This window comes from Hyalangium gracile (assembly GCF_020103725.1).
GTDB lineage: Bacteria > Myxococcota > Myxococcia > Myxococcales > Myxococcaceae > Hyalangium > Hyalangium gracile.
Window position 1 is genome coordinate 512,462 of the sequence record NZ_JAHXBG010000003.1, and the last position, 21,536, is coordinate 533,997.

The window sequence follows — 21,536 nt, forward strand, 5'->3', positions numbered from 1 at the left end:
ACGGGACAGGTGGCCTACTTCACCCACTCGATCCAGTGCTTGCGGCCCTTGATGCGGCCGGCCTGGAGCGCCTTGAGCGCCACGCGCACCACGCGCTTGGAGACGGCGACGTAGGCCTGGCGGTCCTGGATCTCGATCTTGCCGACGTCCGAGGCGTTCAGTCCGCCAGCCTCGCCCGTCAGGGCGCCGAGGATGTCACCCGGCCGCATCTTGTCCTTGCGGCCGGCGGAGATGAGGAGCGTCTCCCAGGGCGACTCGAGCGGCATCCGGCCCGCCGCATCCATCGGAGGGAGCGCCTCCACGCTGCCGGGCTCCAGCTTCACGCCGGTGGCCTGCACGATGTCCTCGACCTTGCGCTCGTCTCGCGGGGTGACGAGGGAGATGGCCAGGCCCGTCCTCCCGGCGCGCCCCGTGCGGCCGATGCGGTGCACGTAGGGCTCGGGCTGGAACGGCATGTCGTAGTTGATGACCGCATCCAGGGCCTCGACGTCGATGCCGCGCCCCGCCACGTCGGTGGCGACGAGGACCCGGATGCTCTGATTGCGGAACCTGGCCATGACGCGGTCGCGCTCGCTCTGCTCCAGGTCTCCCTGGAGGCCCGCCGCGCTCACGCCCGCCTCGCCGAGCGCCTGCGTCAGCTCGACGACGGTCGCCTTCTGGTTGCAGAACACGATGGCGGAGCCCGGCTGGTACTGCCGCAGGATGCGCAGCAGGAGCGACGTCTTCTGCTCGGGCTCGCACGGGTAGCGCAGCTGCTGGATGTCGGGCGGCGCCTCGGCCTCGACGACCGTCACGCGCGTGGGATTCTTCTGGAACGCCCGGCTCATCTCCTCGATGGTTGGAGGGAACGTGGCCGAGAAGAGCACCGTCTGACGCGAGGGAGGCGTGGCCCCGAGGATGCGCTCCATGTCCTCCCGGAAGCCCATGTCGAGCATGCGGTCGGCCTCATCCAGCACCACGGTGGCGAGCTGACCTGTCTCGAGCACCTCCCTGTCGAGGAGGTCCATGACGCGGCCCGGAGTTCCGACGGCGATGTGGGCGCCCTTCTCGAGCGCGTTCACCTGGGGCCGGATGGGCTGGCCTCCCGCGAGCACGAGCACCTGGAGTCCGGGCAGTCTCCGGCCGAGGCGGCGGATCTCTCCGGCCACCTGGGCGCACAGCTCGCGGGTCGGGCACAGCACGAGCGCCTGGACGCGCCGCCGAGCGAGCTGGATCTTCTGGAGGATGGGCAGCGCGAAGGCGGCGGTCTTCCCGCTGCCTGTCTGCGCCTGACCGATGAGGTCTCGCCCCTGCAGGAGCACCGGGATGCTCTGGGCCTGGATGGGCGTGACAGTCTGGAACTCCAGTTCCTGGAGGACCTGGAGCAGCGGCGGAGAGAGCGGAAGCGAGGCGAAGTCCATCGGGGTCTCGGGGCCCCTTGTAACAGCTCGGACGACTTGATGCGGCGGGAGTGGCTGGGGATGCTGGCGGGTACGGTCTACCCGACAGTCCGGGGCCAGAGGGTCACCATGAAGATGTCTTGCGTCCTGATGCTGTTCGTCCTGGGGGGCAGCGCCCTCGCCGCGGAGCCGCCGCGGTTGCAGGCGTTGACGGCCACCTCGGGCACCGGCGTGGAGCTGCTGCTCGACGGGGACCCGGCCACGTTCTGGCGACCCGCGGGAGATCCTGGGGATGAGGGCGTGTTCCTGTGGCTGGACAAGCCGGCGGCCCTGGAGGGCATCGCGCTGCACCCCTGCCCCGGCTCGCCCGAGCTCCGGATCGATGTCTACCTGGATGGCCAGGCCCACACCTTCTATGACACGAAGTTCGCGGCGGCGAAGGAGACGGTGTTCAAGTTCCCGAAGAACAAGGGCCAGCAGCTCTTCGTAAAGCTGGTGCCGCCCACGCCGGCAGAGGCCTGCCTGAGCGAGCTCCGGCTCATCATGGACGGAAGGCCGCTGGCTCTGAAGCCGCCGCGCAGCGTCCCGGGACGAGTCCAGGCCACCTCCGTGCTGGAGCCCGCGGACTCCTACCACCCTGGCCTGCTCTTCGACGGACGGCCCGAGTACGGCTGGGCGGAGGGCGCCTCGGGCCCCGGAGCCGGGCAGTCACTCACGCTCACGCTGGAGGAGCCCATCGAGCTGGTGGCGCTCGAGCTGTGGAACGGCTACCAGCGCACGGAGGACCACTTCCGGAAGAACGCGCGGGCGAGCCAACTCTCCCTCTCCGTGGATGGCGGGGCGCCCATCCCGCTGAAGGTGAAGGACGCGCAGGGCGCGCAGCTGCTCGAGCTGCCCAGGCCCGTGAAGGGCCGCACACTGGTGCTGAAGGTGGACAAGGCCGTCGCGGGCAAGAAGTACGCGGATCTCGTCCTCAGCGAGCTGTACCTCGTGGACGCGCAGGGGCCGGTGACGGTGCGCACGCCCGACGTGGAGGAGCGGCGCAAGGCGTTCCTGGCGCAGCTTGCGGGCACCAGCCTCGAGAAGCTCGTGGACCGGAGCTGGCACAAGCGCTGCCCGGATGAGTCCTATGTCATCCGCACGCTCAAGCCCCGCAGCGACCACACCTTCTACCTCCTGGACGTCGTGGGCGAGACGGGAGGCGAGCGGCACGAGTACGACCTGATCCTCGAGGGCTCGTGGGCGGTGAAGAAGGCGGACAAGCCCTGGAGCACCCTCGAGCTGATCGGGAAGCAGCGGCTCGTGGACACGAAGCTGGTGGGAGAGCCCGGAGACCTGAGCCCGGAGGAGACGGAGTCCCTCGGTGCCGGGGGAGGCAAGCTGGAGGTGGCCCGGGTGGCGGACCTGGACGAGAAGGCGTTCCAGGCGCTCATCGCCGAGTGGACCCGGGGCCCACACAAGCTCGTGGTGAACTGCGTGGGCAAGCCGGGCCACACCTACAAGGAGCTCGTTGCCGCGGACGCCATCCTGGTCCGAGGCAAGCCCATGACCGAGCTGCTCGCGCGTTAACGCCCCGCCGGGAAGTTGGGTAAGGGAGAGGGAAGCGAAGCCAGGCGCCAAAGAAGACCTGAGCCAACAGGCAGGCCGATGGGCTCGTGGACAGGAGGGGGCCGTCGCCTCGAACGTGAGGCGCCCACATGAGCGCTGGCGAGCACCCACTCCCAATGCGTCGCCGGGCTCAGCTACGCAGGCTCCTCCGTGTCCCCGGGCAGAGGGGCCTGGCGTTCGCTGGGGACAGGCTGCCTTTCCCCGGCAGTTGAAGCTTCCAGGGACGAGGGAGGTGGGCCTGCCCCGTCTGCTGCCGGTACGCCCACGGAGGAAGGAGGCGCCCAGGCGAGAAACAGCGTGGGCGGAGGACAGGGCCTGCCAGGAACAACCCCAGTGGAGAAGCGAGGGGCGCAAGGGGCCGCAATGGATTCGGAGCCGCAGGAATCCTCCTGCCACTCGCCAGCGGGGAACGGAGCGGGTGGGGCCGAGGGTGCGTTCCGGCTCGAAGTGGCACACGCGAGGGTGTCCCCCTCCTCGTGGACCGGGGGCCTCCCTGTCGGCTCGACTTGTTGCGAACTGGTATGACAAGCATACCAGCTGCTGGCGTTCTCGCCCGACTCGGGCACCTCCCCGGCAGGCGGTGGGGGCTCGGGCGCGGCGTGTGCGTCGCGCATCGGGGCAAGGCGGTCGAGCAGCGGCTCATCGGCCGCCTTCAGCAGCGCCGGCAGCTGTTGGCGCAGGGCCAGGGCGTCACGGTCGGCCAGGGAGTTGAACACGCACTGGGCCCAGTGCTGGAGGGCCTCGGGTTGCAGCGCGGGGAGCAGCGCGTCGGCCAGCCCTCGGAAGGCCTTCTCCAACGACATCAGAAGCAGCAGGTGGCCTGGACGGTCCGCTGCTTGGGCCGCCAGCCGCAGCAGGTCGAACTCTCGCTCCACCCACCGGCTGCGCTTCTCCTGCCAGCGGGCCTCATCTCTCAACGCGAAGCTGGCATTGAGCAGCTGCTCCACGTCTTGCTGGCTGGCGTGCTCGCAGCAGGCGGCCAGTAGCACCACCGTCACCTCCCGCTTGAGGGCGAAGTACCCCTCGAGCAGCGGCCGGCGGTCCATGTCTTGGCGGCCCTCGAGCAGCAGCAGCTTCAGGCTCTCCAGCGACAGCGCTTCACCGAGTGGCACCGTGCGGCTCTGTCGCCCGGGGTGTTGACGGATGAGTCCTCTGGCGGCCAGCCCCTGGAGGGCTCCTCGGATGGTGGTGCGCGACACTCCATAGCGCTGGGCCATCTGCCGCTCGGAAGGCAGCCTGCCCTTGGGCCACTGCTCCAGGGCAATTGTTTGCTCCAACTGCTCCGCCACTCTCGACACCAGCCCCTTGTGTTCCATCCCCGCCACCCTCCTCGTTGCAAGCCGCTTCCATCCAAGCAGAGGCCTCTGACAACGCGTACGGCAGTCCGAGGGAGGGGCTGCGTTCATCTCCGGCAGCAGCACCGATCTAGCGGAGCGCCGGACAAACCTGTCCTACAAGCAGACAGGTTCCGCACGAGTGCGCCGGCCGGGTCGACTCAAGAGGTACGCCAGAAGAAGGCCAGCGTCATGGTCGCGGTGAGCAGGATGACACCGCCACGGAGCAGCCGGGGCTCGAGGTGGCGAGCCTGGCGCGCGCCCACGTAACCGCCAACCACCGCGGCGATCAGCATGACGAGGGTCTCCTTCCACCAGACCTGGCCAGCGGAGATGAAGCAGAGCACCGCAGCCGCATTGGTCGCGGCGACGAGCAGGGTCTTGGGCGGGTTCATCGCCTTGACGTCGACGGTGCTCAGCAGGCTCCAGGTCGCCATCATCCTGATGCCGACGGCGCCCCCGAAGTAGCCGCCATAGACCGCGAGCAGCCCCTGCGCGAGGAGAAGCGCCACCGGCTCGATGCGCAGGAGGCGACGCAGCGCCAGCCCTGCCCGGTGCCCGAAGGCGAAGGCGAGCGTCGCCACGAGCAACAACCACGGGAGGATCTCATCGAGCACCGCCGAAGGCGTGACGAGCAGCAGCACCGCGCCCGCGGCGCCCCCTGCCAGGCTCACCGGCAACAAGGTCCGAAGCGAGACCGTGCCGATGCCGACGAGGTCGCGGCGAAAGGCCCAGGTGCTGGCGAGGCTCGCGGGGAAGAGAGCGACGGTGCTGGATGCATTCGCCGCCACCGAAGGCAGGCCGGCGAGGAGCAGGGCAGGAAGCGTGAGGAAGGAGCCACCGCCAGCGACCGCATTCATCGCGCCCGCGAGGAATCCAGCTCCGGCCAGCACCCATATCGACCGAGTCATCCCGCGAGCTTGCCCCCCGGGGGTACAGGGTCACAATCTGGAAGACACGGAGGCAGCCTTCGGCCCGAGCGAAGGCTGGCGCCACCCTGTGGAGGATGCACCCGGGATACAGCGCGGTGCGGGCCTCCGGGACCTCTCCCTCAGCAAGGCGAAGAGCCCAGCACGCTCGAGCCGATGGGCGACGACGTACGACTGATAGAGCTCTTCGGTCCGCGACATGGCGGGCCCCGAGCCTACAGCGTCAGGAGGAACGCGAGCAGGTCATCCCGCTCCTCGGGCGTCAGGGCCTGGGCGTTTCCGTGCTGAGGCCCGGCGCTCTCGAGCACCGCCCTCAGCGGGAAGCGCGTGCCCACGACGAGCCGATCCCCCTTCACCTCGTAGCCCGCCGCAGCGCTCGTGAGCATGGGCCACACGTCCCAGGAGCCGATGAGCGCGGGCGGCGCCGCCCCCGGCACCAGCTCCTGCTGATCCAGCCGCAGCGGCAGCGCGATGGGCGTGCCCACCTCCAGGTACTTGCCTCGCGTGGCGGGCTCCTGATCCAGCGTGTAGAGCGGCGCCGGGTGACAGGCCACGCACCCGCCCTTGCCCTCGAACAGCGCCCGCCCCTCCGCGGGCCGGCCCGCGCGCCCGTCGGGCAGCGAGAGCGTCTCCGGCGGCGCCCCGTCCTCGCCCCTGAAGGGGTTGGGCAGCGTGGGCACCAGCGCGGAGTAGAGCGTCAGCGCCTCCACCTCCGTGTCCGTGAGCTGCGGGTTCTGGTAGCGGTTGCGGTTGCCCACCGTCTTGATCGTCTCCGCGATGCTGTGCGTGCTCGCCGGCGTGAAGTACGGCGGCGTATCCCGGCTGCCGCGCACCGTGGTGGAGCGGTAGATGCGCATCGGCTTCGTCTTCTCGAAGAAGACGCCGCCCGTGTGGCCCTCCAGGTGGCACGCATCGCAGCTCATCGCCGTGCGCCCCATGTCCGCGTAGTAGAGCACCTGCCCCAGCCGGCGCTTGGCCTGCGTGCGCATCTCCGTCACCGGGAGCTGGCGCACCACGCGCGCCTGGCCCGACTTCGCCTGCGTCACGTCCACCACCGCCACCGTCCCGGTGTGCCGGTTGAGCACGTAGAGGGTGCGCCCATCCGGCGCCAGCGCCAGGCAGCGCGGCCCCGAGTGCAGCTCCACCCCCGCCCGGCCCTCCTTGCCGTAGTCCTCGTCCGGCCGCGCCCGGGGCGTCTTCTCCGGCAGCGGCATGGGCAGTTCCTGGAGCAGCGCCTTGCGCGCCCCCTCCTCGCTCTCCCCCAGCTTCCGCGCGTCCACCACCCGCACGAGCCCCAGCCCGATGTCCGCCGCGTAGAGCAGCCCCGTGGCCTCGTCCAGCGCCAGCCCCTCCGTCACTCCCGCGCCAAAGCCCCGGTGACGCACCACCGTGCCGCGCTTCGGATCCAACACCGCCACGCCGCCGTTGGCGCTCACCTCCATGCGCTCGGCGTTGGGCCCCACGTTCGGCCCCAGGCTGGCGACGAAGAGGCGCCCCAGCCGCTCGCTGGCCACCATCCCGCGCGTCGCCTTGCCTCCCATCACTTGCTTCGAGAAGCGCTCCGTCCCGCCTCCGACGATGGGCACCCCAGGCCCCGGCACCAGCGTCGACACGAGCCCCCCATCCGACTGGCGCAGCACCTCCACCTGCCCCGTCTGCAGGCTGCCCACCGCGAGCAGCCCCTCGAGCGCCGCGAGCTGCCGCGGGTTCGGATCCACCGCCGTCGCCCACCGCTCCTTCCCATCCACCAGGGACAGCGCGCGCACCGTGTCCCGCACCTGCTCCGCGACGAACGCCTCCTCGCCCTTCGCATCCACCACCAGCCCCATGGCCCCCACCGGCGCCGGCAGCACGCGCGGCGCACTCCCCGGAGCGTCCAGCGCATACAGGCGCAGCTCCGGGCTGAACCGGTGCGCCACCGCGAGCCAGGACTGCCCAGCTACATCCTTATATGTAGCGATAGCGCTCGGCCCATCCGCCGTGGCCAGCGCCGTCACCTGCCCCGAGCCCACGTCCAGCGCGAACACCGTGTCCGTCGGCGGCGAGGCGATGAAGGCCGTCCGGCCATCCGGCGACAGCGCCAGCGCGAACAGATCCGGAAACGCCGCGTCGTTCACGACATCCAGCCGAGCCTCCCCCTCTGGAGCCGGCTTCCCCGCGGGGGCGATCAGCCGCGCCGTCACGCTCGCGATCGGCAGCTCCGGCGGGAGCGAGACATCCGCCGGCAGCCGCGCATACCCGTGTCGCGCGTCCACCACCTTCAGCGGCAGCTCGCGAGACACCGGAGGGCCCAGCGCCAGGCGCATGCCCTGCTCCAGCCCCTCGCCGTACACCGACAGCGGCTCCGAGGTCTGATTGCTCGTCAGCCGCGGCCCCACCGACAACAGCCTCGCGGCGGGCGCGGCCGGAGCCTGCGCATCGGGGCGGGCCGCCGGCGGCTCACCCGAGCCAGAGCGCGCGACGAGCACGGCCACCACGCCCAGGCACAGCACCAGCGCCACCACCACGGGAAGGGTGCGTTTCATGGAGGATCCGCTCCAAATAAAGGAGGACCCGGACTCTACCTTTCCAGCCCGCCCACACCCTCTACCTGAAAGGTCAGTGCAGGTGGGGGCTGCATCCCCCAACTGGGGTGGACTGCTCCCCACACTGCTCGCCTGCTCGTGAGGGAACCCGTGAAGCACGTGCGTTGACAGAGCGGTACAACCATCGCTTAACCTGGAACTCCGAATGCGACGCCTTCTCCTCGGCCCTCTCGTCGCCAGCCTCCTTGGCCTTGCTCCTCTTCCGATGCTCAGCTCGGAGGCATGGGCGCAGCGCGGGCGTGCGTCTCGCGCTGCGTCGAAGAGCAAGTCCAAGAAGCCCGCGCCCTCCAAGTCCGCCCCCAAGCCCGAGCCTCGCTCGGAGCCGGCGGCCACCACCCCGGATCCCGTCACCGGCGAGGCCTCGTCCACCGCCTCCGCCTCGACGCCTCCGCCCAGCCGCGGCCCCTCGCGCATCGACTTCGATGACCGCCTGATCCAGGGCCAGACGAACAAGTCCGGCGCCGTCTATCTCTACGACCGCAAGGAGCTCAAGACGCGGTCGATGATCAAGGAGCGGGACAGCTTCCGCTCCGAAACCCTCTCCACCGTCTACGACCAGTAGGGCTCGGCCCACCGCCCTCGAAAGGGAGTGTCCACGTGAGCGCTCAGCCCTCCGTCCTCCAGGTCGTCATCCTCCGCGACGGGCTGCTCGTCGGCACGGAGGTCTTCGTCCCTGGCACCTACGCCATCGGCTCGGATCCGTCCTCGGATCTGCGGCTGGATGACGCGTCCATCGATTCGCGCCACGCCCTGCTGTACTTCCAGAACGGGCGCTCGGCCATCCAGGACGCCGGCTCCAACGGCGGCGTCTACGTCAACGGCCACCGCGTCACCGCGTGCGAGATCCGCTCCGTGGACGAGGTGCTCTGCGGCCCCTTCGTGCTGAAGACGCGCGTGCTCTCGCAGAAGCCCGCCGAGAAGCCGCCCCCGTCCCCCGAGGTGGCCGCCCTGCTCGGTGGCGCCTCGCCGCCCGCCGCGCCGCCGCCCCAGGCCGCCGTCCATCCGCTCCGGCCTCCTCCGGCGGCGACGATGCCCGCGCGCCCTGCTCCGCAGCCGGCCCCGGGCCCGACGCCCGGCGAGCTGATGGCCTCCACGGTCGCCACCGGCTACGCGCCCCAGAACGCCCCCCGAGGCCCGGCGCCGCAGGCCGCCGTCGTCCCCATGCCGCAGCCCGCCGCGCAGCGAGGCCCTCCGGCCGCCGCCTCGCGCGGAGGCCCCGCCGTGGCCCACGCCCCACGCCCCGCGCCCGCGGTGATGCCCGTGCAGTCCGCGCCGGCCGCGCCCGTGCCCGCCAACACGGTGCCCTCCGCGCGCCGCCGCGCCACCCAGGACGTGATGCCGGCGGCGGACGCAGGCCCCGCCATCCAGCTGGCGGATGATCTCTTCGGAGACCTGCTGCCCGAGCCGGCGCAGCCGCAGGCGGAGGAGCCCCTCTTCACCGACGCCGCGCCGCAGGCTCCGGTGGCTCGACCCGCGCCGCGCCAGGCGCCGGCCCCGGCCCCTGCACCGGCACCCATCGCCCGAGCGGCCTCGCACGGCTCACACGCCCCCAGCGAGCTGCCGCCGGATCCGCCCCGCCCCACGCACGCCCCCAGCCTGGGGCCCGGCAAGGGCAAGACGCAGCTCTACCTGGAGCTGTACTGGGGCGGAATCCGCCGCGAGGCCCGCAGCTTCCAGGGCGGCAAGGAGCCCCTGAAGACCACCGGCGAAGAGAAGACCGCCATGCCGCTGTGGGGCTTCTCGCTGCCCGAGGAGGGCTTCACGCTCGCCGAGTCCCTCAACGGCGCCTACCGCCTCTACGTGCCCCCCGGCTCCACGGTGGAGAAGGCCAACTCCGGCGGCCGCTACACGCCGGTGCAGCTCACCGCGCTCGAGGCCGACGGCACGCGCCGCTTCATCACCCTGCGTGACGGCAGCGCCGCCCGCCTGAGCCAGGGACAGATGTCGCTGGTGGCCTACGCGGCGCCCAAGCCCGAGAAGGTGTGGGTCAACCCGCTCTCGGGCCTGCCGTGGCTGGCGCTGGCGTGCTTCTTCCTCTTCGGTGGTGCCTTCGGCGCCTTCGTCGTGCTCAGGCCGCAGTCGCCCGAGTCCCCGGACTTCCAGCAGAAGAACCTCCCGCCCGTCGCCCTGCGCCTGCTGGCGCCGGAGCCGAAGAAGAAGGAGGAGGCCAAGAAGAAGCTGGAGGCCATCAAGGAGAAGGCCAAGACGGCCGAGAAGAAGCCGGAGAAGGCCGTCGAGAAGCCCAAGGTGGTGGAGAAGACGCCGCCTCCCAAGCAGAAGGAGGTGGCCCCGCCGCCTCCGCCCGAGTCCAAGGCCCTCAAGGCGCTGGCCAAGCTGTCGGCCGCCGGCCCGGCCACCAATGACGTGCTGGCCGCGGTGGACAAGCTGGGCAGCGGCCCGGGCAGCAAGAACGTGAAGACATCCAACTACAAGCTGTCGGGCCTCATCGGCAAGGCGCCCATCGCCAACGCGGGCCTGGGCACCTTCGGCCTGGGCGGCGGCGGCAAGGGCGGCGGCGCCACGCTCGGCGCGGAGCTGCTGCGCGGCAAGGGCGGCGGCGGCATCGGAGCGCTCGGCGCGGGCGGCGTGGGCAAGGGCCAGGTGGGCGGCGTGGTGACGCGCGCCACCTCGCGCAGCGTCGCCGCGACGCAGGGCAGCATCGACCGCGAGGCCGTGGCCAAGGTCATCAACAGCCACCTGCAGGAGGTGTACGCCTGCTACGAGCGCGCCCTGCTCAAGGACACGGGCCTGGCCGGCAAGGTGGTGCTCGAGTGGACGATCGGCGGCAACGGGAGCGTGGTGGCAGCCAAGACCAAGTCCTCCACCCTGCGCAACGGCACCGTCGAGGCCTGTATCCTCAGCAGCCTGAAGAAGTGGACCTTCCCCGCTCCCAAGGGCGGCGTCGTCATCATCAGCTACCCGTTCATCTTCAACTCGGTCGGCTACTGAGGCGGATTCCTCCGCCTCAGGCCGTCCTCACGACCGGACAGTCCCCATCGTGCGATACGCCCTGCTTCTCCTTCTGTCCCTGGCTCCCGGCCTCGCGCTCGCGCAGGCCGAGGCGCTCGAGAACCCTGGCACCACCTCGGCCGTGCAGGATCGGCTGTACCAGCTCAACCACGAGCTGATGCTCGGCCTCGGCGTGCTGCCGGCCGACGCCTTCTACAAGGGCTACTACGCCGGGCTCAGCTACACCTACCACTTCAGCGATCACTTCGCGTGGCAGGTGGGCCGGGGCGGCTACAGCTACAACGTGAAGACGAGCCTGCGCCGCCAGCTCGAGCGCGACTTCGGCGTGGCCCCCACCGACACCTCCTTCGAGGACGAGGTGCAGTGGTTCGTGGGCTCGGACGTGATGTGGAGCCCCTTCTACGGCAAGACGTCCATCCTCAACCAGAAGGTGCTGCACTTCGAGGCCTTCCTGCTGGGTGGCGCCACCGTCTTCAAGCTCAACCGGGAGGGCGGCTTCCGCCCCGGCGCCAACGTGGGCCTGGGCCTGCGCGTCTTCAAGAGCAACCACATCTCCTTCCGGCTGGACGTGACGAACAACGTCGTCTTCGCCGGCGCCTCCCGCATCATCAACATCCCCTCGATCCAGCTCGCGACCGCACTCAACTTCGGCGCCACGGAATGATGCCCCGCAAACTGCTCGCCGCGCTCAGCAGCGCCGCGCTCCTCGCCCTCCCTGTCACCTCCCGGGCTGGCGCTCCTCCCGCCACGCCCGCGCCGGCCCCCGCCGCGCCCGCCGCGGCTCCGGCCACGGCTCCGGCCAACGCCACCAATGCGCCCGCGCCCGCCGCGGACGCCAGCAAGCCCGCGCCCGCCGAGGGCCAGGCCGCCGCTCCCAAGCCGGAGGAGGCTCCCCCTCCCCCGCCGCCGGAGAAGGTGGACCCCAAGCTCTTCGACGAGGCCCTGGCGGACTACTTCGACGGCGATCCCCGCGCCGCCGCCGGGCCGCTGTACGCCTGGCTGTCGGCCGCGCCGAAGACGGACGACAACTACGCCTGGGGGCAGTACTTCCTGGCGCGCAGCCTCATCGATCTCGGCCTCACCCACGCGGGCGCCGTGTACCTGGCCCGCATCGCCCGTGAGCGCACCAACCCCAACGTGCTGCCCCGCGCGCTGGAGCTGCTCAAGTCGCTGACGGACAAGCCGCACGACGAGGTGATGATCGACGAGCAGGTGTTCGCCGCGCTGGACCTGGGCTTCCTGGAGCAGGAGGCCGGCGCCTACGTGCACTACCAGCAGGGCCTGGTGGACCTGCGCGTGGGCAACGAGCGCTGGGCCAACACCCACTTCTCCAAGCTGGACGAGGGCAGCGCCGAGGCCAGCCGCGCGAAGTTCGTCCTGCTCGTCACCCGCCTGAAGACAGTGAAGGAGCCCTCGGAGGAGCTGGTCAACGACTTCCTGGCGCTCTCCAAGGACGAGAAGCTCACCCGCGAGGCGCGCAACGAGGCGGCGCTCGCGGTGGCCCGCCTGCGCTACGAGCGCAAGGACTACAAGGGCGCGCTGGAGGCCTACTCCCTGGTGCAGCTGCCCGAGCTGGATCCGGGCCGCGCCACGCTCTACCTGGAGGAGGCGTGGACGCGCTACAAGATGGGCGAGCTGCGCGCCGCGCTGGGCATCCTCACCACGCTGGACGCGCCCTCCTTCCGCGACGAGTTCCTCCCGGACAAGTACCTGCTGCGCGCCCTCATCTTCCGGGACCTGTGCCACTACCTGCCCGCCAAGCGCTCCGCCAAGGAGCTGACGCGGCGCTTCGCGGACTCGCTGGACGCCATCGCCGAGCGGGATGACCTGACGCAGGACCTGCGCCTGCGCCGGGCCGCCGAGTCCCACGGCTCCACCCGCCGCGCCGCGCGCTTCAAGGGGCTGCTGGAGCTGGAGTCCGAGCGCCTGGGCCGCTTCGCCGGCAGCTTCGGAGACCGGCTCCAGTCGCACCTGACGAAGCTCTACGCCCTGTCCCTGGGCGAGGCCGAGCGCGTCTACCAGGCGCGGCTCACCGAGGCCGTGCGCCAGGAGGCCGACACGCTGCTGCGCGCCGCCGAGCAGGTCCGCCTCATGGAGTACGAGGTGGGCCTCAAGCTCTACGAGCGCGTGAAGAAGGGCTCGAAGATCGTGCTGCCGCCCGAGGAGGAGCTGCTCAAGCCCTCCCAGGTCGCCTTCCGGTTCGAGGGCGAGTACTGGAACGACGAGCTGAAGTCCTACCGGGTCCGCATCGACAGTCGTTGCATCGAGGAAAACCAATGACCGGGCAGTTGACGGGGATCATCACCGCGGCGCTGCTGGCCGCGAGCTCCGCCGGGCCTCAGCGCCTGGACCGGAACCTCAACCCCATCGTCTCCAAGGCGAAGGAGCGCGAGGAGCTCATCACCAAGCTCAAGCGGGACATCTTCAAGGTGGACCGCGCCATCGGCGAGACGGAGAAGCTCATCTCCAAGAGCCGCAACGCGCCCTACCTGCCGGACCTGCAGTTCCGGCTGGCCGAGCTCTACGTCGAGAAGAGCCGCTACGTGTACTACCTGCAGGCCGAGCAGCGGCCGGAGGGGGCCTCGGGCGCCATCGTCTCTCCGGAGACGCGGCTGATGAAGAACAAGGCGGTGCAGCTCTACCTGCGCCTGCTGCGCGAGTACCCGGACTTCCACGACGGCGACAAGGTGACGTTCTACCTGGCGCACGAGCAGCGCGAGCTGGGCACCTTCGACGAGATGCTCAAGACGCTGGGGGACCTCATCCGCAAGTACCCCACCAGCCCGCTGCGGCTGGAGGCCGAGCAGATCATCGGCGACTACCACTTCGACAAGGCGGACCTGGTGGAGGCGGAGAAGCACTACACCGCCATCCTCGCCCAGCCCCCGTCGCCGGTGCATGACCTGGCCCGCTACAAGATGGGCTGGATCCGGGTGAACCAGGCCAAGCACGCCGAGGCCGTGGTCTTCTTCGAGGCCGCCGCCGCCAGCGAGCCGCTGCCGGGCGTGGACGCCAAGAAGGCGCTCAACGTCAAGCGCGAGGCGCTGCTGGACCTGGTCTACAGCTACACCGAGGCCAAGCCGGCCAAGGGCGCGCTCAACTACTTCGAGAAGCTGAGCGACAGCCGCGCCACGTTCGCGCTGGCGCTGGACAAGCTGGGCAACCGCTACTTCATCAAGCAGCAGTACGAGTGGGCCATCCCCGCGCTGCGCAAGCTGATGGAGATCCAGTTCGACCCGGAGCTGGACCTGGAGCGCGGCCAGAAGCTCTATGACGCGCTGAAGGCCTCCAAGGGCAAGGTGATGCCGGAGCCGCAGGACATCCGCTTCCTGGTGCGCGCCGCGGTGCAGAGCAAGACGGACCCCGAGCTGGACGGCACCGAGCGCAAGAAGCAGCTCGCGGAGCTGGAGGAGATGTCGCGCGACCTCTCCACCCAGCTGCACCTGGCCGCCCAGAAGAAGAACGACAAGGCGATGTTCATCACCGCGGCCACCGCCTACCGCGAGTACCTGAGCCTGTTCCGCCCCGACCAGTACGTGCGGCCCATCATGAAGAACCGCGCGGACGCGCTCTTCGAGGCGGGCAGCTTCCCCGAGGCCGGGCGCCAGTTCGAGGAGCTGGCCCGCTACGAGGAGAAGGCGAAGCAGCGGGACGAGAAGGCCATCGACGCCGCCATGTACGGCGCCCTGCTGTCCCACTTCTCCACCGTGAAGCCGGAGGAAGCCGCCAAGCGCACCACCTTCGAGGTGGCGGACGCGCGCCAGGCCCTCAAGGTGCTGGGCTCCAACTACGTCACGCGCTTCCCCCAGAGCCCCAACGTGCTCGAGGTGAAGTTCAACATCGCCCGCGCCTACTACGAGGACGGCGACTACCCGAAGGCCTCCGAGCTCTTCACCGCCTTCGCCCTGGCCCACCCGCAGCACAAGGACGCCGCCGTCGCCGGCAACCTCGCGCTCGACAGCCTGCGGCAGATCAACGACTTCAAGGGCCTGGAGGCCACGGGCAAGAAGTTCCTCGGCACCGCCCTGCCCGCGAAGTTCCAGGACGACGTGAAGAAGATCCTCGCCCAGAGCAAGGCCGAGGCGCTGGATGAGCTGGCCCTCAAGAGCGCCGAGGAGACGGGCGACGTCATCACCGGCCTGCTCAAGGTGGCCGACGAGAACAAGAACTCGGAGATCGGCGAGAAGGCCCTCTACGGCGCCTTCACCGCCGCGCGCGAGAAGCGGGATTTGACCAACGCGAGGGACCTCGGCAACCGGCTGATGAACGAGTACCCCAAGAGCCAGTACCTCTCGGACGTGCTGCTGACGCTGGGCCGGTACTCGGCGGAGGCCGGCTCGTTCGGCGAGGCGGCCGAGTGGTTCGACAAGGTGGGCCAGAAGCTCGGCAGCGACGTGGCCGGCCTGGACGGCTACCTGTCCGCCGCCAAGCTGCGCATGGCCATGGGTGACTACAAGGAGGCGGCCAAGAGCCTGGAGACGGCCTCCGCCAACGCCGGCGCTCGCAAGGGCGAGGTGCTGGTGCTGCTGGCCGAGGCCCACCTCAAGCAGAAGGACTACGCCGCCGCCCGCCGCGCCGCGGAGAGCGCGCTGGCCCTGGACAAGACGAGCACCGGCGCCGCCGCCGTCATCGCCGAGGTGCAGGCCACCACCGCGCCGAACGAGCCGCCCGACAAGCTCATCTCCACCCTCACCACCGCGGTGCAGGGCCCCAACGGGCAGACGGAGGAGGCCGCCAAGGGCCTGTGGTTCCTGGGAGAGATCCTCTACCGCGGCTACAAGGGCCTGGCGGCCGACAAGGTGGAGGAGAAGGTCGCCGCGCTGCAGGGCATGGAGGGCATCTACACGCAGGCCGCCTCGCTGGGCTACCCGGAGTGGGCGGTGGCCTCGCTGTGGAAGCTGGGCATGGCGTACTCGCACCTGGCGGACGTGGTGGACGCGACGCCGGCTCCGGCGGGCGCCTCCGCGGCCGACGTGAAGGCCTTCCAGCAGGCGGTGAAGGAGCAGGTGGCGCCGCTGCGTCAGCGCGCGGACGAGGCCTTCAAGGCATGCCTGGCCCGCGCCGAGCAGCTCGACGTGTTCAGCGCCGCGGTGGTGGGCTGCCGCTCGCGCACCGACACGGCGTCACTGCCGGTGCCCAACCCGGGCGCGCCCACGCGCAGCGCCTCGCTGGAGGAGGTGCGCAAGAAGGCCGAGGCCACGCTCACCGCCGAGGCGCTCGAGGCGCTGGGCATGGCGTACCTGGAGAACCGGCAGTACGGCCTGGCGCAGCTCACCTTCGGCCGCGTGACGGAGCTGCAGGACACGCGCGCCTCGGCGCACAGCGCGCTGGGCTGGGCGCTGCTCAACCAGGGTGACGCGATGAACGCGCGCGCCGCCTACGCCAAGGCGCTCGAGGCGGACCCGACGTACGGCAAGGCCCGCCTGAACCTGGCCGCCCTGCGCTGCCGCTTCGGCGACACCGAGGGCGCCAAGCGCGAGCTGTCCGTCCTCAAGGACATGGGCTCGCTGGGTGGACCGGACGTGGACGCGGGGTGGAAGGCGTGCAAGTGAGCCCGCGCATCCTCCCGGCCCTCGCACTGGCGGGCCTGCTCACCGGCTGCGGTCAGGGACCGCACCTGGAGGGCAGCGTCACGCCGCTGCTGGATCTGCACTACGAGAAGGCGGAGGCCCTGGCCGACGAGGACGAGGCCTCCGTGCGCTTCCTCACCGCGCAGGGCTCCGGCGAGAACACCATCCTCAAGGTCGCGGCGCGGCTGGACAGGCTCCAGCTCACGCCCGGCACTCCCATCGATCTGGCCGAGCTGCTCGGCGAGGAAGAGGACGCTCCGCAGCGCGGCACGGTGAGCCGCAGCGTGCTGGACGAGCCCGCGCGCGACTTCCCGCGCATCCTCCGGGGCACCCTCACCTTCGACGGGGCCCTCACCCCCGCCGCGAAGGTGCCGGGCAGCTTCCACGTCACTTTCGTCAACGGCACCGACGTCTACTCCGGCCGCACCATCTTCGGCCGTTTCGAGGCGACTGTTCCATGAAGCGCATCCTCCTGCTCACCCTTCCCCTGCTCGCCGCGTGTGGCCCGCGCTACGGCATGCGCGTGCCGGACGACATGGTGAAGAAGCTGCCCTACGAGACGCGCATCGAGCTGCTCGAGGCGGAGAACGACCTGGCGCTGGCCATCGACAAGGTGGACCAGGCCAGCAGTGAAATCCTGCGCGCCCGCGACAACATCCGCCGCGCCCGCTCCCGCGCCAGGGCCGCCGAGGACGAGCTGGATCGCGCCGAGGACAACGTCTCCAAGGAGGTGGCGCAGCTCACCATCGACGAGGCGGAAGCGCGCGTGGAGTACCTGCGCTCGCGCCAGCGCCTCAACGTGGCCCTGCTGGAGGTAGAGGAGCTGGCGCTGCGCTGCGCCTTCGCCCGCTTCGAGCTGGCGCGCGTGACGGCCGCTCGCAAGTCCAAGGTGGAGGGCAGCGAGGAGCTGGACCCCAAGGAGTTCGAGGCCCAGGTGGCCGAGTGCGACGCGGCGGTGAAGGAGGAGCGGGCCGACCTCGGCTCGGACACCGCCGAAGAGAAGGCCGCGCGTGAGGCGTGGGAGGCGAAGAAGGCGGCCCTGGCCAAGAAGACCTTCGACGCGAGAACCAGTCCCTACGTGGAGAACCTGTGATGACTCGAGCCGGTGTCCTCGTCCTCCAGCTCCTGACGGCGCAGGCTCCCGCGCCGGCCACCCCCGAGGCCGCGCCCGCGGCCGCCACCGCCGAGGCCGCCCCGCTGCCTCCGGACGTGGACGCCCTCTACAAGCTGGGCGTGGCCTTCCTGAACCAGGGCCAGCCGAAGAAGGCCGCTCCGCCGCTGAAGAAGCTGTTGGAGAAGGCCCCCGAGGTCATCGCCGCGCGCGTGGCGCTGGCCCGGGCGCTGCGGCTGTCCGGCGAGACGGAGGAGGCGCGCACGCTGCTGGACGGCTCCATCGCCATGTACCCCGAGGAGTCCACCCTGCGCGCCGAGCGCGGCCTGCTGGCGCGGGTGATGGACGAGTCCGACGTGGCCATCAGCCAGTACTCGGTGGCCGTGGAGCTCTCCCCCAAGGACGCGGAGCTCCAGTTCAACCTGGGCGAGGCGCTCCATCGCGCGGGCCGCACGGACGACGCCATCAGCGCCTACGAGGACGCGCTGAAGCTGGACGCGAAGCTCACCTCGGCCCGCATCAACCTGGCCAAGGCCCAGGCCGAGAAGGGGCTGATGGGCGAGGCCCGGGAGACGCTCAAGGAAGCGCTCCAGGTGGCGCCCAACGACGCCGAGGCCCACTACAACATGGGCGTGCTGATGATGCGCGCCAATGACCTGGTAGGGGCCATGTCCGAGTACCAGAAGGCCCTGGAGCTCAACCCCAAGCACGCCATGGCGCACAACAACGTGGGCGTGGTGTACGACGGGCTGGGCCAGCACCAGAAGGCGACCGAGGCCTTCAAGAAGGCCATCAGCGCGGACCCGAAGTACGCGGAGGCGCACTTCAACCTGGGCCTGGCGTACTTCTGGCTCGGCCAGCAGGTACAGGCGACGAAGGCCTTCGAGAAGGCGCTGGAGCTGGAGCCGCGGCGCTCCAGCGGCCCGTACACGCAGCTGGGCCACCTCTACCTGCAGCAGGGCAAGAAGGACCGCGCCGTGGAGGCCTTCAAGAAGGCCATCGAGGCGAGCGCGGACGACGGCAAGAAGACCACCGAGGCCTACCAGGGCCTGGCGCGCGCCTACCTGGCCCAGGGCAAGGTGGAGGACGCCGTGGCCACGCTCAAGAAGGTGGTCGACGACTTCCCCAAGGACGCCAGCGCGCGCGCGGCCTACGGCGATGCGCTCAAGGCCAAGGGCGACCTGGACGGCGCCATCACCCAGTACGAGGAGGGCGTGGCGCTCTCGCCGACGACGGAGGCGCGGCTGGCGCTGGCCAACGCGTATTCGCGCAAGCGCGTGGGCGCCAAGGCCCAGCCCATCCTCGAGGCCATCCTGAAGGACGAGCCGGGCCACCGCGTGGCGAAGCTGGAGCTGGCGGACCTGTACCTCGCCATGGGCCGCTACGCGGAGGTGGAGCAGCTGCTGCAGGCCAAGGACGGCGAGACGACGGACACCGGCGCGCTGGCGCGGCTGGGCGTCATGCACTCGCGCATGCAGCGGCCGGACAAGGCGCTGGGCATGCTGGAGCAGGTGGCGAAGCGGGATCCGTCGCAGCTCGACGCGCGCGCGGAGCTGGGGCAGATCTACCTGCGCGGCGGAGACTCCGAGAAGGCGGTGCGGGTGCTGGGCGACGTGCTGGCCATCGAGCCGCGGCACTCGCTGGCGCTGCTGTACACCGGCCAGGCGCTCTACCAGCTGGGCAAGGCGAAGGAGGCCGAGCAGTCCTTCCGGGCGGCGGCCCAGGTGGACCCCCACTTCGCCGAGCCGCACAACGCGCTCGGGCAGCTGCTCGAGCAGGCCAGGCGCGTGGACGAGGCGAAGGCGGAGTACGCCAAGGCCGTGGAGCTCCAGGCGAACCACGAGGACGCGAAGGCGGCCCTCAAGCGGCTGGGCGGCGCGGCGGCCTCGGCGAAGACGACGCCCTGAGTCGGTCCGGGCGTCCGGTCCGCCCTCGTGCCGGGCGGACCTTGGCCCAACTGGTCTGCTTGTCATACCAGTTGGGGACCGGTTCGAGACCAGGGCGCCTCCCTGCCGGGTTGCGCGCACCTCCTCGGAACGGCTTCGTCACGCCGGCCAGCCCAGCAGCACCGCGCCCGAGATCACCAGCGCCGCCCCGGAGAGCTGCTTGCGCCCGGGGCGCTCGCCCTGCAGCACCGCGAGCCCCAGCGCGAAGGCGATGGACGTGTTGCGCAGCGTCAGCACGGCCCCCGCCCCCGCCTGCGCGAGCGCCGTGAGCAGCAGCCCGAAGGACAGCGTGCACACCCCGCCGGTCGCCAGCAGCAGCAGCGGCCGCAGCCTCGCCGCGCGCAGCACCGCCCCCAGGCCCCCTTCGCCCATGCGCGCCAGCACCAGCATGGGCAGCGACACGCACATGGGCACGACGAAGAGCGCGGCGGCCTGCGCGCCCTCCCCCAGGGCCTGCTTGTAGGCCAGGTGGTAGCAGGCGATGCACACCGCGCTCACCGCCGCCCAGAGCAGGCCTCGGCCCACCGAGCCACCCTCGGTCCGAGCCAGCCCCGTCACCACCAGCCCCGCGCCCAGCACGAGTGCTCCCGTCACCGTCAGGGGGGTGACAGCCTCGCCCAGCCACACCACGGACACCGGCCACACCAGCAGCAGCGCGCCGCCGCGCGCCACCGTGTACGCAAGTCCGAGCGGGGCGTAGCGCAGCGAACGCGCGAGCGAGAACAGGTAGATGCCCTCCCAGAAGCCCGCGACGAGCGCCCACACCCAGGCGGCGCGCGTGGGAAAGGCCTCCGCCTGCAGCCCCAGCGTCCACACCGAGCCCAGCGCGATGGCCACGGCGACGACGCACACCATGGAGGACTCGGGATCCTCCTGCCGCTTGAGCAGCGCGTTCCACAGCGCGTGCAGGAACGCGGACATCAGCACCAGCGTGAGGGCGACAGGCTCCAACTCGGCTCCGGGGGACACGACCTGGGAAGGAGGCCCGGTTCTACCCTCCTCCGGGCATCCCCACAGGGCAGAGATTTTCCAACGACAGGAGGGCTTGCCGCCCCGGCGCCCGAGACACACCGTGCCCGATGGGGTCGGGTCGGCGGAGGGGTTCGAAAAAAGCGTCCGCTCGCCAATCCATCCGAGAACTCGGCGACCGGTTCGTGTACACTAGATCCGGAATTCTCGGAGCAATCGGAAAATTATGCCCCAGCCCGATTCTCGCGTGGCCCCTGTGCTGGATGTTCCGAACCTCGCGGTCCACGCGCTCTGGGGGGCGTGGTTCACGGGGGTGCTGTGGGGCTGGAGCTCCTGGTCTCCGGGATTGCGCACCGCGGCAATGGCCGTCGGCGTGGCGGTGATGTTCTGGAACTACGCGGTGCTTCACAACCACATGCACGTGCCCATCGCGAGGCCTCGGGCGCTCAAGTGGCTGGTGTCGCGGACGCTGGGGCTGGCGTGCGGCTTCGCCTACCGCGCCTATTACATCCACCACTTCAACCACCACAGATACAACGACGGCCCGGGGGACTGGGGCCGGCCGAGGCCCGGCGAGGGCGCGCTCCACTACTGCCTGCGCTGGGCGCTCACGCCGTGGTTCTGGCCGTGGGAGGCGGTGGGGCTGGTGTGGAAGAGCTGCAAGACGCGCGGGCAGCGGCTGGAGCTGCTGCTGGACTTCGTGGTGGTGGACGGCACGCTGCTGGCGCTCTTCGCGTGGCAGCCCTCGCTGGGGCTGTCGCTGCTGGCCATGCTGCTGGTGGGGCAGACGTGCATCCACTACCTCAACCTGGCGGCGCACGCGGGCTCGGACTCCACGGACCGCACGGCCCTGGCGGTGACGTCCACCTCGCGCTTCTACAACCGCTGGTTCTTCAACGCGGGCTACCACCAGGCGCACCACCTGAAGCCGCAGGCACCGTGGCGCGCCCTGCCCGCGCTCACCGAGGAGCTCGTCCGCCAGGGGCAGCACCGCCCCTCGCTCTACGTGGAGCCCGCCCCCATCCACCCCGCGTGGATCGCCGGCGTCGCGGCCTTCCGCCGCGCCACGAGCGAGCGCGAGCGGCGAGCCCCCGTGCCGCGCCCAGTCGCGAGGACGTCCGGCACCTCCTCCTGA

Annotated in this window: 15 protein-coding genes; 10 read left to right on the forward strand and 5 right to left on the reverse strand. The window is 70.8% G+C overall.

The genetic code is table 11. The features are described from left to right. Positions 1-14: 14 nt before the first annotated feature. Entirely contained in the window at positions 15-1,400 is a 1,386-nt protein-coding gene (gene dbpA, locus KY572_RS08795) for an ATP-dependent RNA helicase DbpA (protein WP_224242076.1), read from the reverse strand. A 108-nt stretch (positions 1,401-1,508) separates the two neighbouring features. Here dbpA and KY572_RS08800 point away from each other — a divergent pair, with 108 nt between their 5' ends. After that, positions 1,509-2,948, forward strand: a complete 1,440-nt coding sequence (locus tag KY572_RS08800; protein WP_224242077.1) for a discoidin domain-containing protein — start codon at positions 1,509-1,511, stop codon at positions 2,946-2,948. 173 nt (positions 2,949-3,121) lie between these two features. Here the strand turns inward: KY572_RS08800 and KY572_RS08805 are convergent, their stop codons facing one another. From KY572_RS08805 to KY572_RS08815, 3 genes are all read right to left on the reverse strand, one after another. Beyond that, positions 3,122-4,303, reverse strand: a complete 1,182-nt coding sequence (locus KY572_RS08805) for a FadR/GntR family transcriptional regulator (protein ID WP_224242078.1) — start codon at positions 4,301-4,303, stop codon at positions 3,122-3,124. Between the two features lie 179 nt (positions 4,304-4,482). Beyond that, positions 4,483-5,232, reverse strand: coding sequence for a sulfite exporter TauE/SafE family protein (locus KY572_RS08810; RefSeq protein WP_224242079.1), 750 nt, complete (start codon positions 5,230-5,232; stop codon positions 4,483-4,485). Between the two features lie 233 nt (positions 5,233-5,465). Next, a complete protein-coding gene (locus KY572_RS08815) occupies positions 5,466-7,775 on the reverse strand; it encodes an NHL repeat-containing protein (protein ID WP_224242080.1) in 2,310 nt (769 codons plus the stop codon). A 205-nt stretch (positions 7,776-7,980) separates the two neighbouring features. Between KY572_RS08815 and KY572_RS08820 the strand changes: the two genes are divergently transcribed. Genes KY572_RS08820 through KY572_RS08855 form a run of 8 tightly spaced genes read left to right on the forward strand, consistent with a single transcriptional unit; the run spans position 7,981 to position 19,393 of the window. Then, entirely contained in the window at positions 7,981-8,397 is a 417-nt protein-coding gene (locus KY572_RS08820; protein WP_224242081.1) for a hypothetical protein, read from the forward strand. A gap of 35 nt (positions 8,398-8,432) precedes the next feature. Then, positions 8,433-10,784 carry an AgmX/PglI C-terminal domain-containing protein gene (locus tag KY572_RS08825; protein WP_224242082.1) on the forward strand — a complete coding sequence of 784 codons (2,352 nt, stop codon included), beginning with the start codon at positions 8,433-8,435 and terminating at the stop codon, positions 10,782-10,784. A gap of 49 nt (positions 10,785-10,833) precedes the next feature. After that, entirely contained in the window at positions 10,834-11,469 is a 636-nt protein-coding gene (locus tag KY572_RS08830) for an outer membrane beta-barrel domain-containing protein (RefSeq protein ID WP_224242083.1), read from the forward strand. Next, positions 11,466-13,085, forward strand: coding sequence for a hypothetical protein (locus KY572_RS08835; protein ID WP_224242084.1), 1,620 nt, complete (start codon positions 11,466-11,468; stop codon positions 13,083-13,085). Before KY572_RS08830 ends, KY572_RS08835 begins: the two co-directional genes overlap by 4 nt. Further along, positions 13,082-16,357: a tetratricopeptide repeat protein gene (locus tag KY572_RS08840; RefSeq protein WP_224242085.1), complete on the forward strand. Its 3,276-nt coding sequence runs from the start codon at positions 13,082-13,084 to the stop codon at positions 16,355-16,357. Before KY572_RS08835 ends, KY572_RS08840 begins: the two co-directional genes overlap by 4 nt. Further along, complete coding sequence (locus tag KY572_RS08845) at positions 16,354-16,836, forward strand: hypothetical protein (protein WP_224242086.1); 483 nt, start codon at positions 16,354-16,356, stop codon at positions 16,834-16,836. Before KY572_RS08840 ends, KY572_RS08845 begins: the two co-directional genes overlap by 4 nt. Further along, a complete protein-coding gene (locus KY572_RS08850; protein WP_224242087.1) occupies positions 16,833-17,468 on the forward strand; it encodes a hypothetical protein in 636 nt (211 codons plus the stop codon). Before KY572_RS08845 ends, KY572_RS08850 begins: the two co-directional genes overlap by 4 nt. Further along, positions 17,468-19,393: a tetratricopeptide repeat protein gene (locus tag KY572_RS08855; RefSeq protein WP_224242088.1), complete on the forward strand. Its 1,926-nt coding sequence runs from the start codon at positions 17,468-17,470 to the stop codon at positions 19,391-19,393. Before KY572_RS08850 ends, KY572_RS08855 begins: the two co-directional genes overlap by 1 nt. Before the next feature lie 138 nt (positions 19,394-19,531). Here KY572_RS08855 and KY572_RS08860 read toward each other — a convergent pair whose 3' ends face one another. After that, positions 19,532-20,383, reverse strand: a complete 852-nt coding sequence (locus KY572_RS08860) for a DMT family transporter (protein ID WP_224242089.1) — start codon at positions 20,381-20,383, stop codon at positions 19,532-19,534. Between the two features lie 244 nt (positions 20,384-20,627). On the opposite strand from KY572_RS08860, the gene KY572_RS08865 reads away from it, so the two are divergent. Continuing rightward, positions 20,628-21,536, forward strand: a complete 909-nt coding sequence (locus KY572_RS08865; protein ID WP_224242090.1) for a fatty acid desaturase family protein — start codon at positions 20,628-20,630, stop codon at positions 21,534-21,536.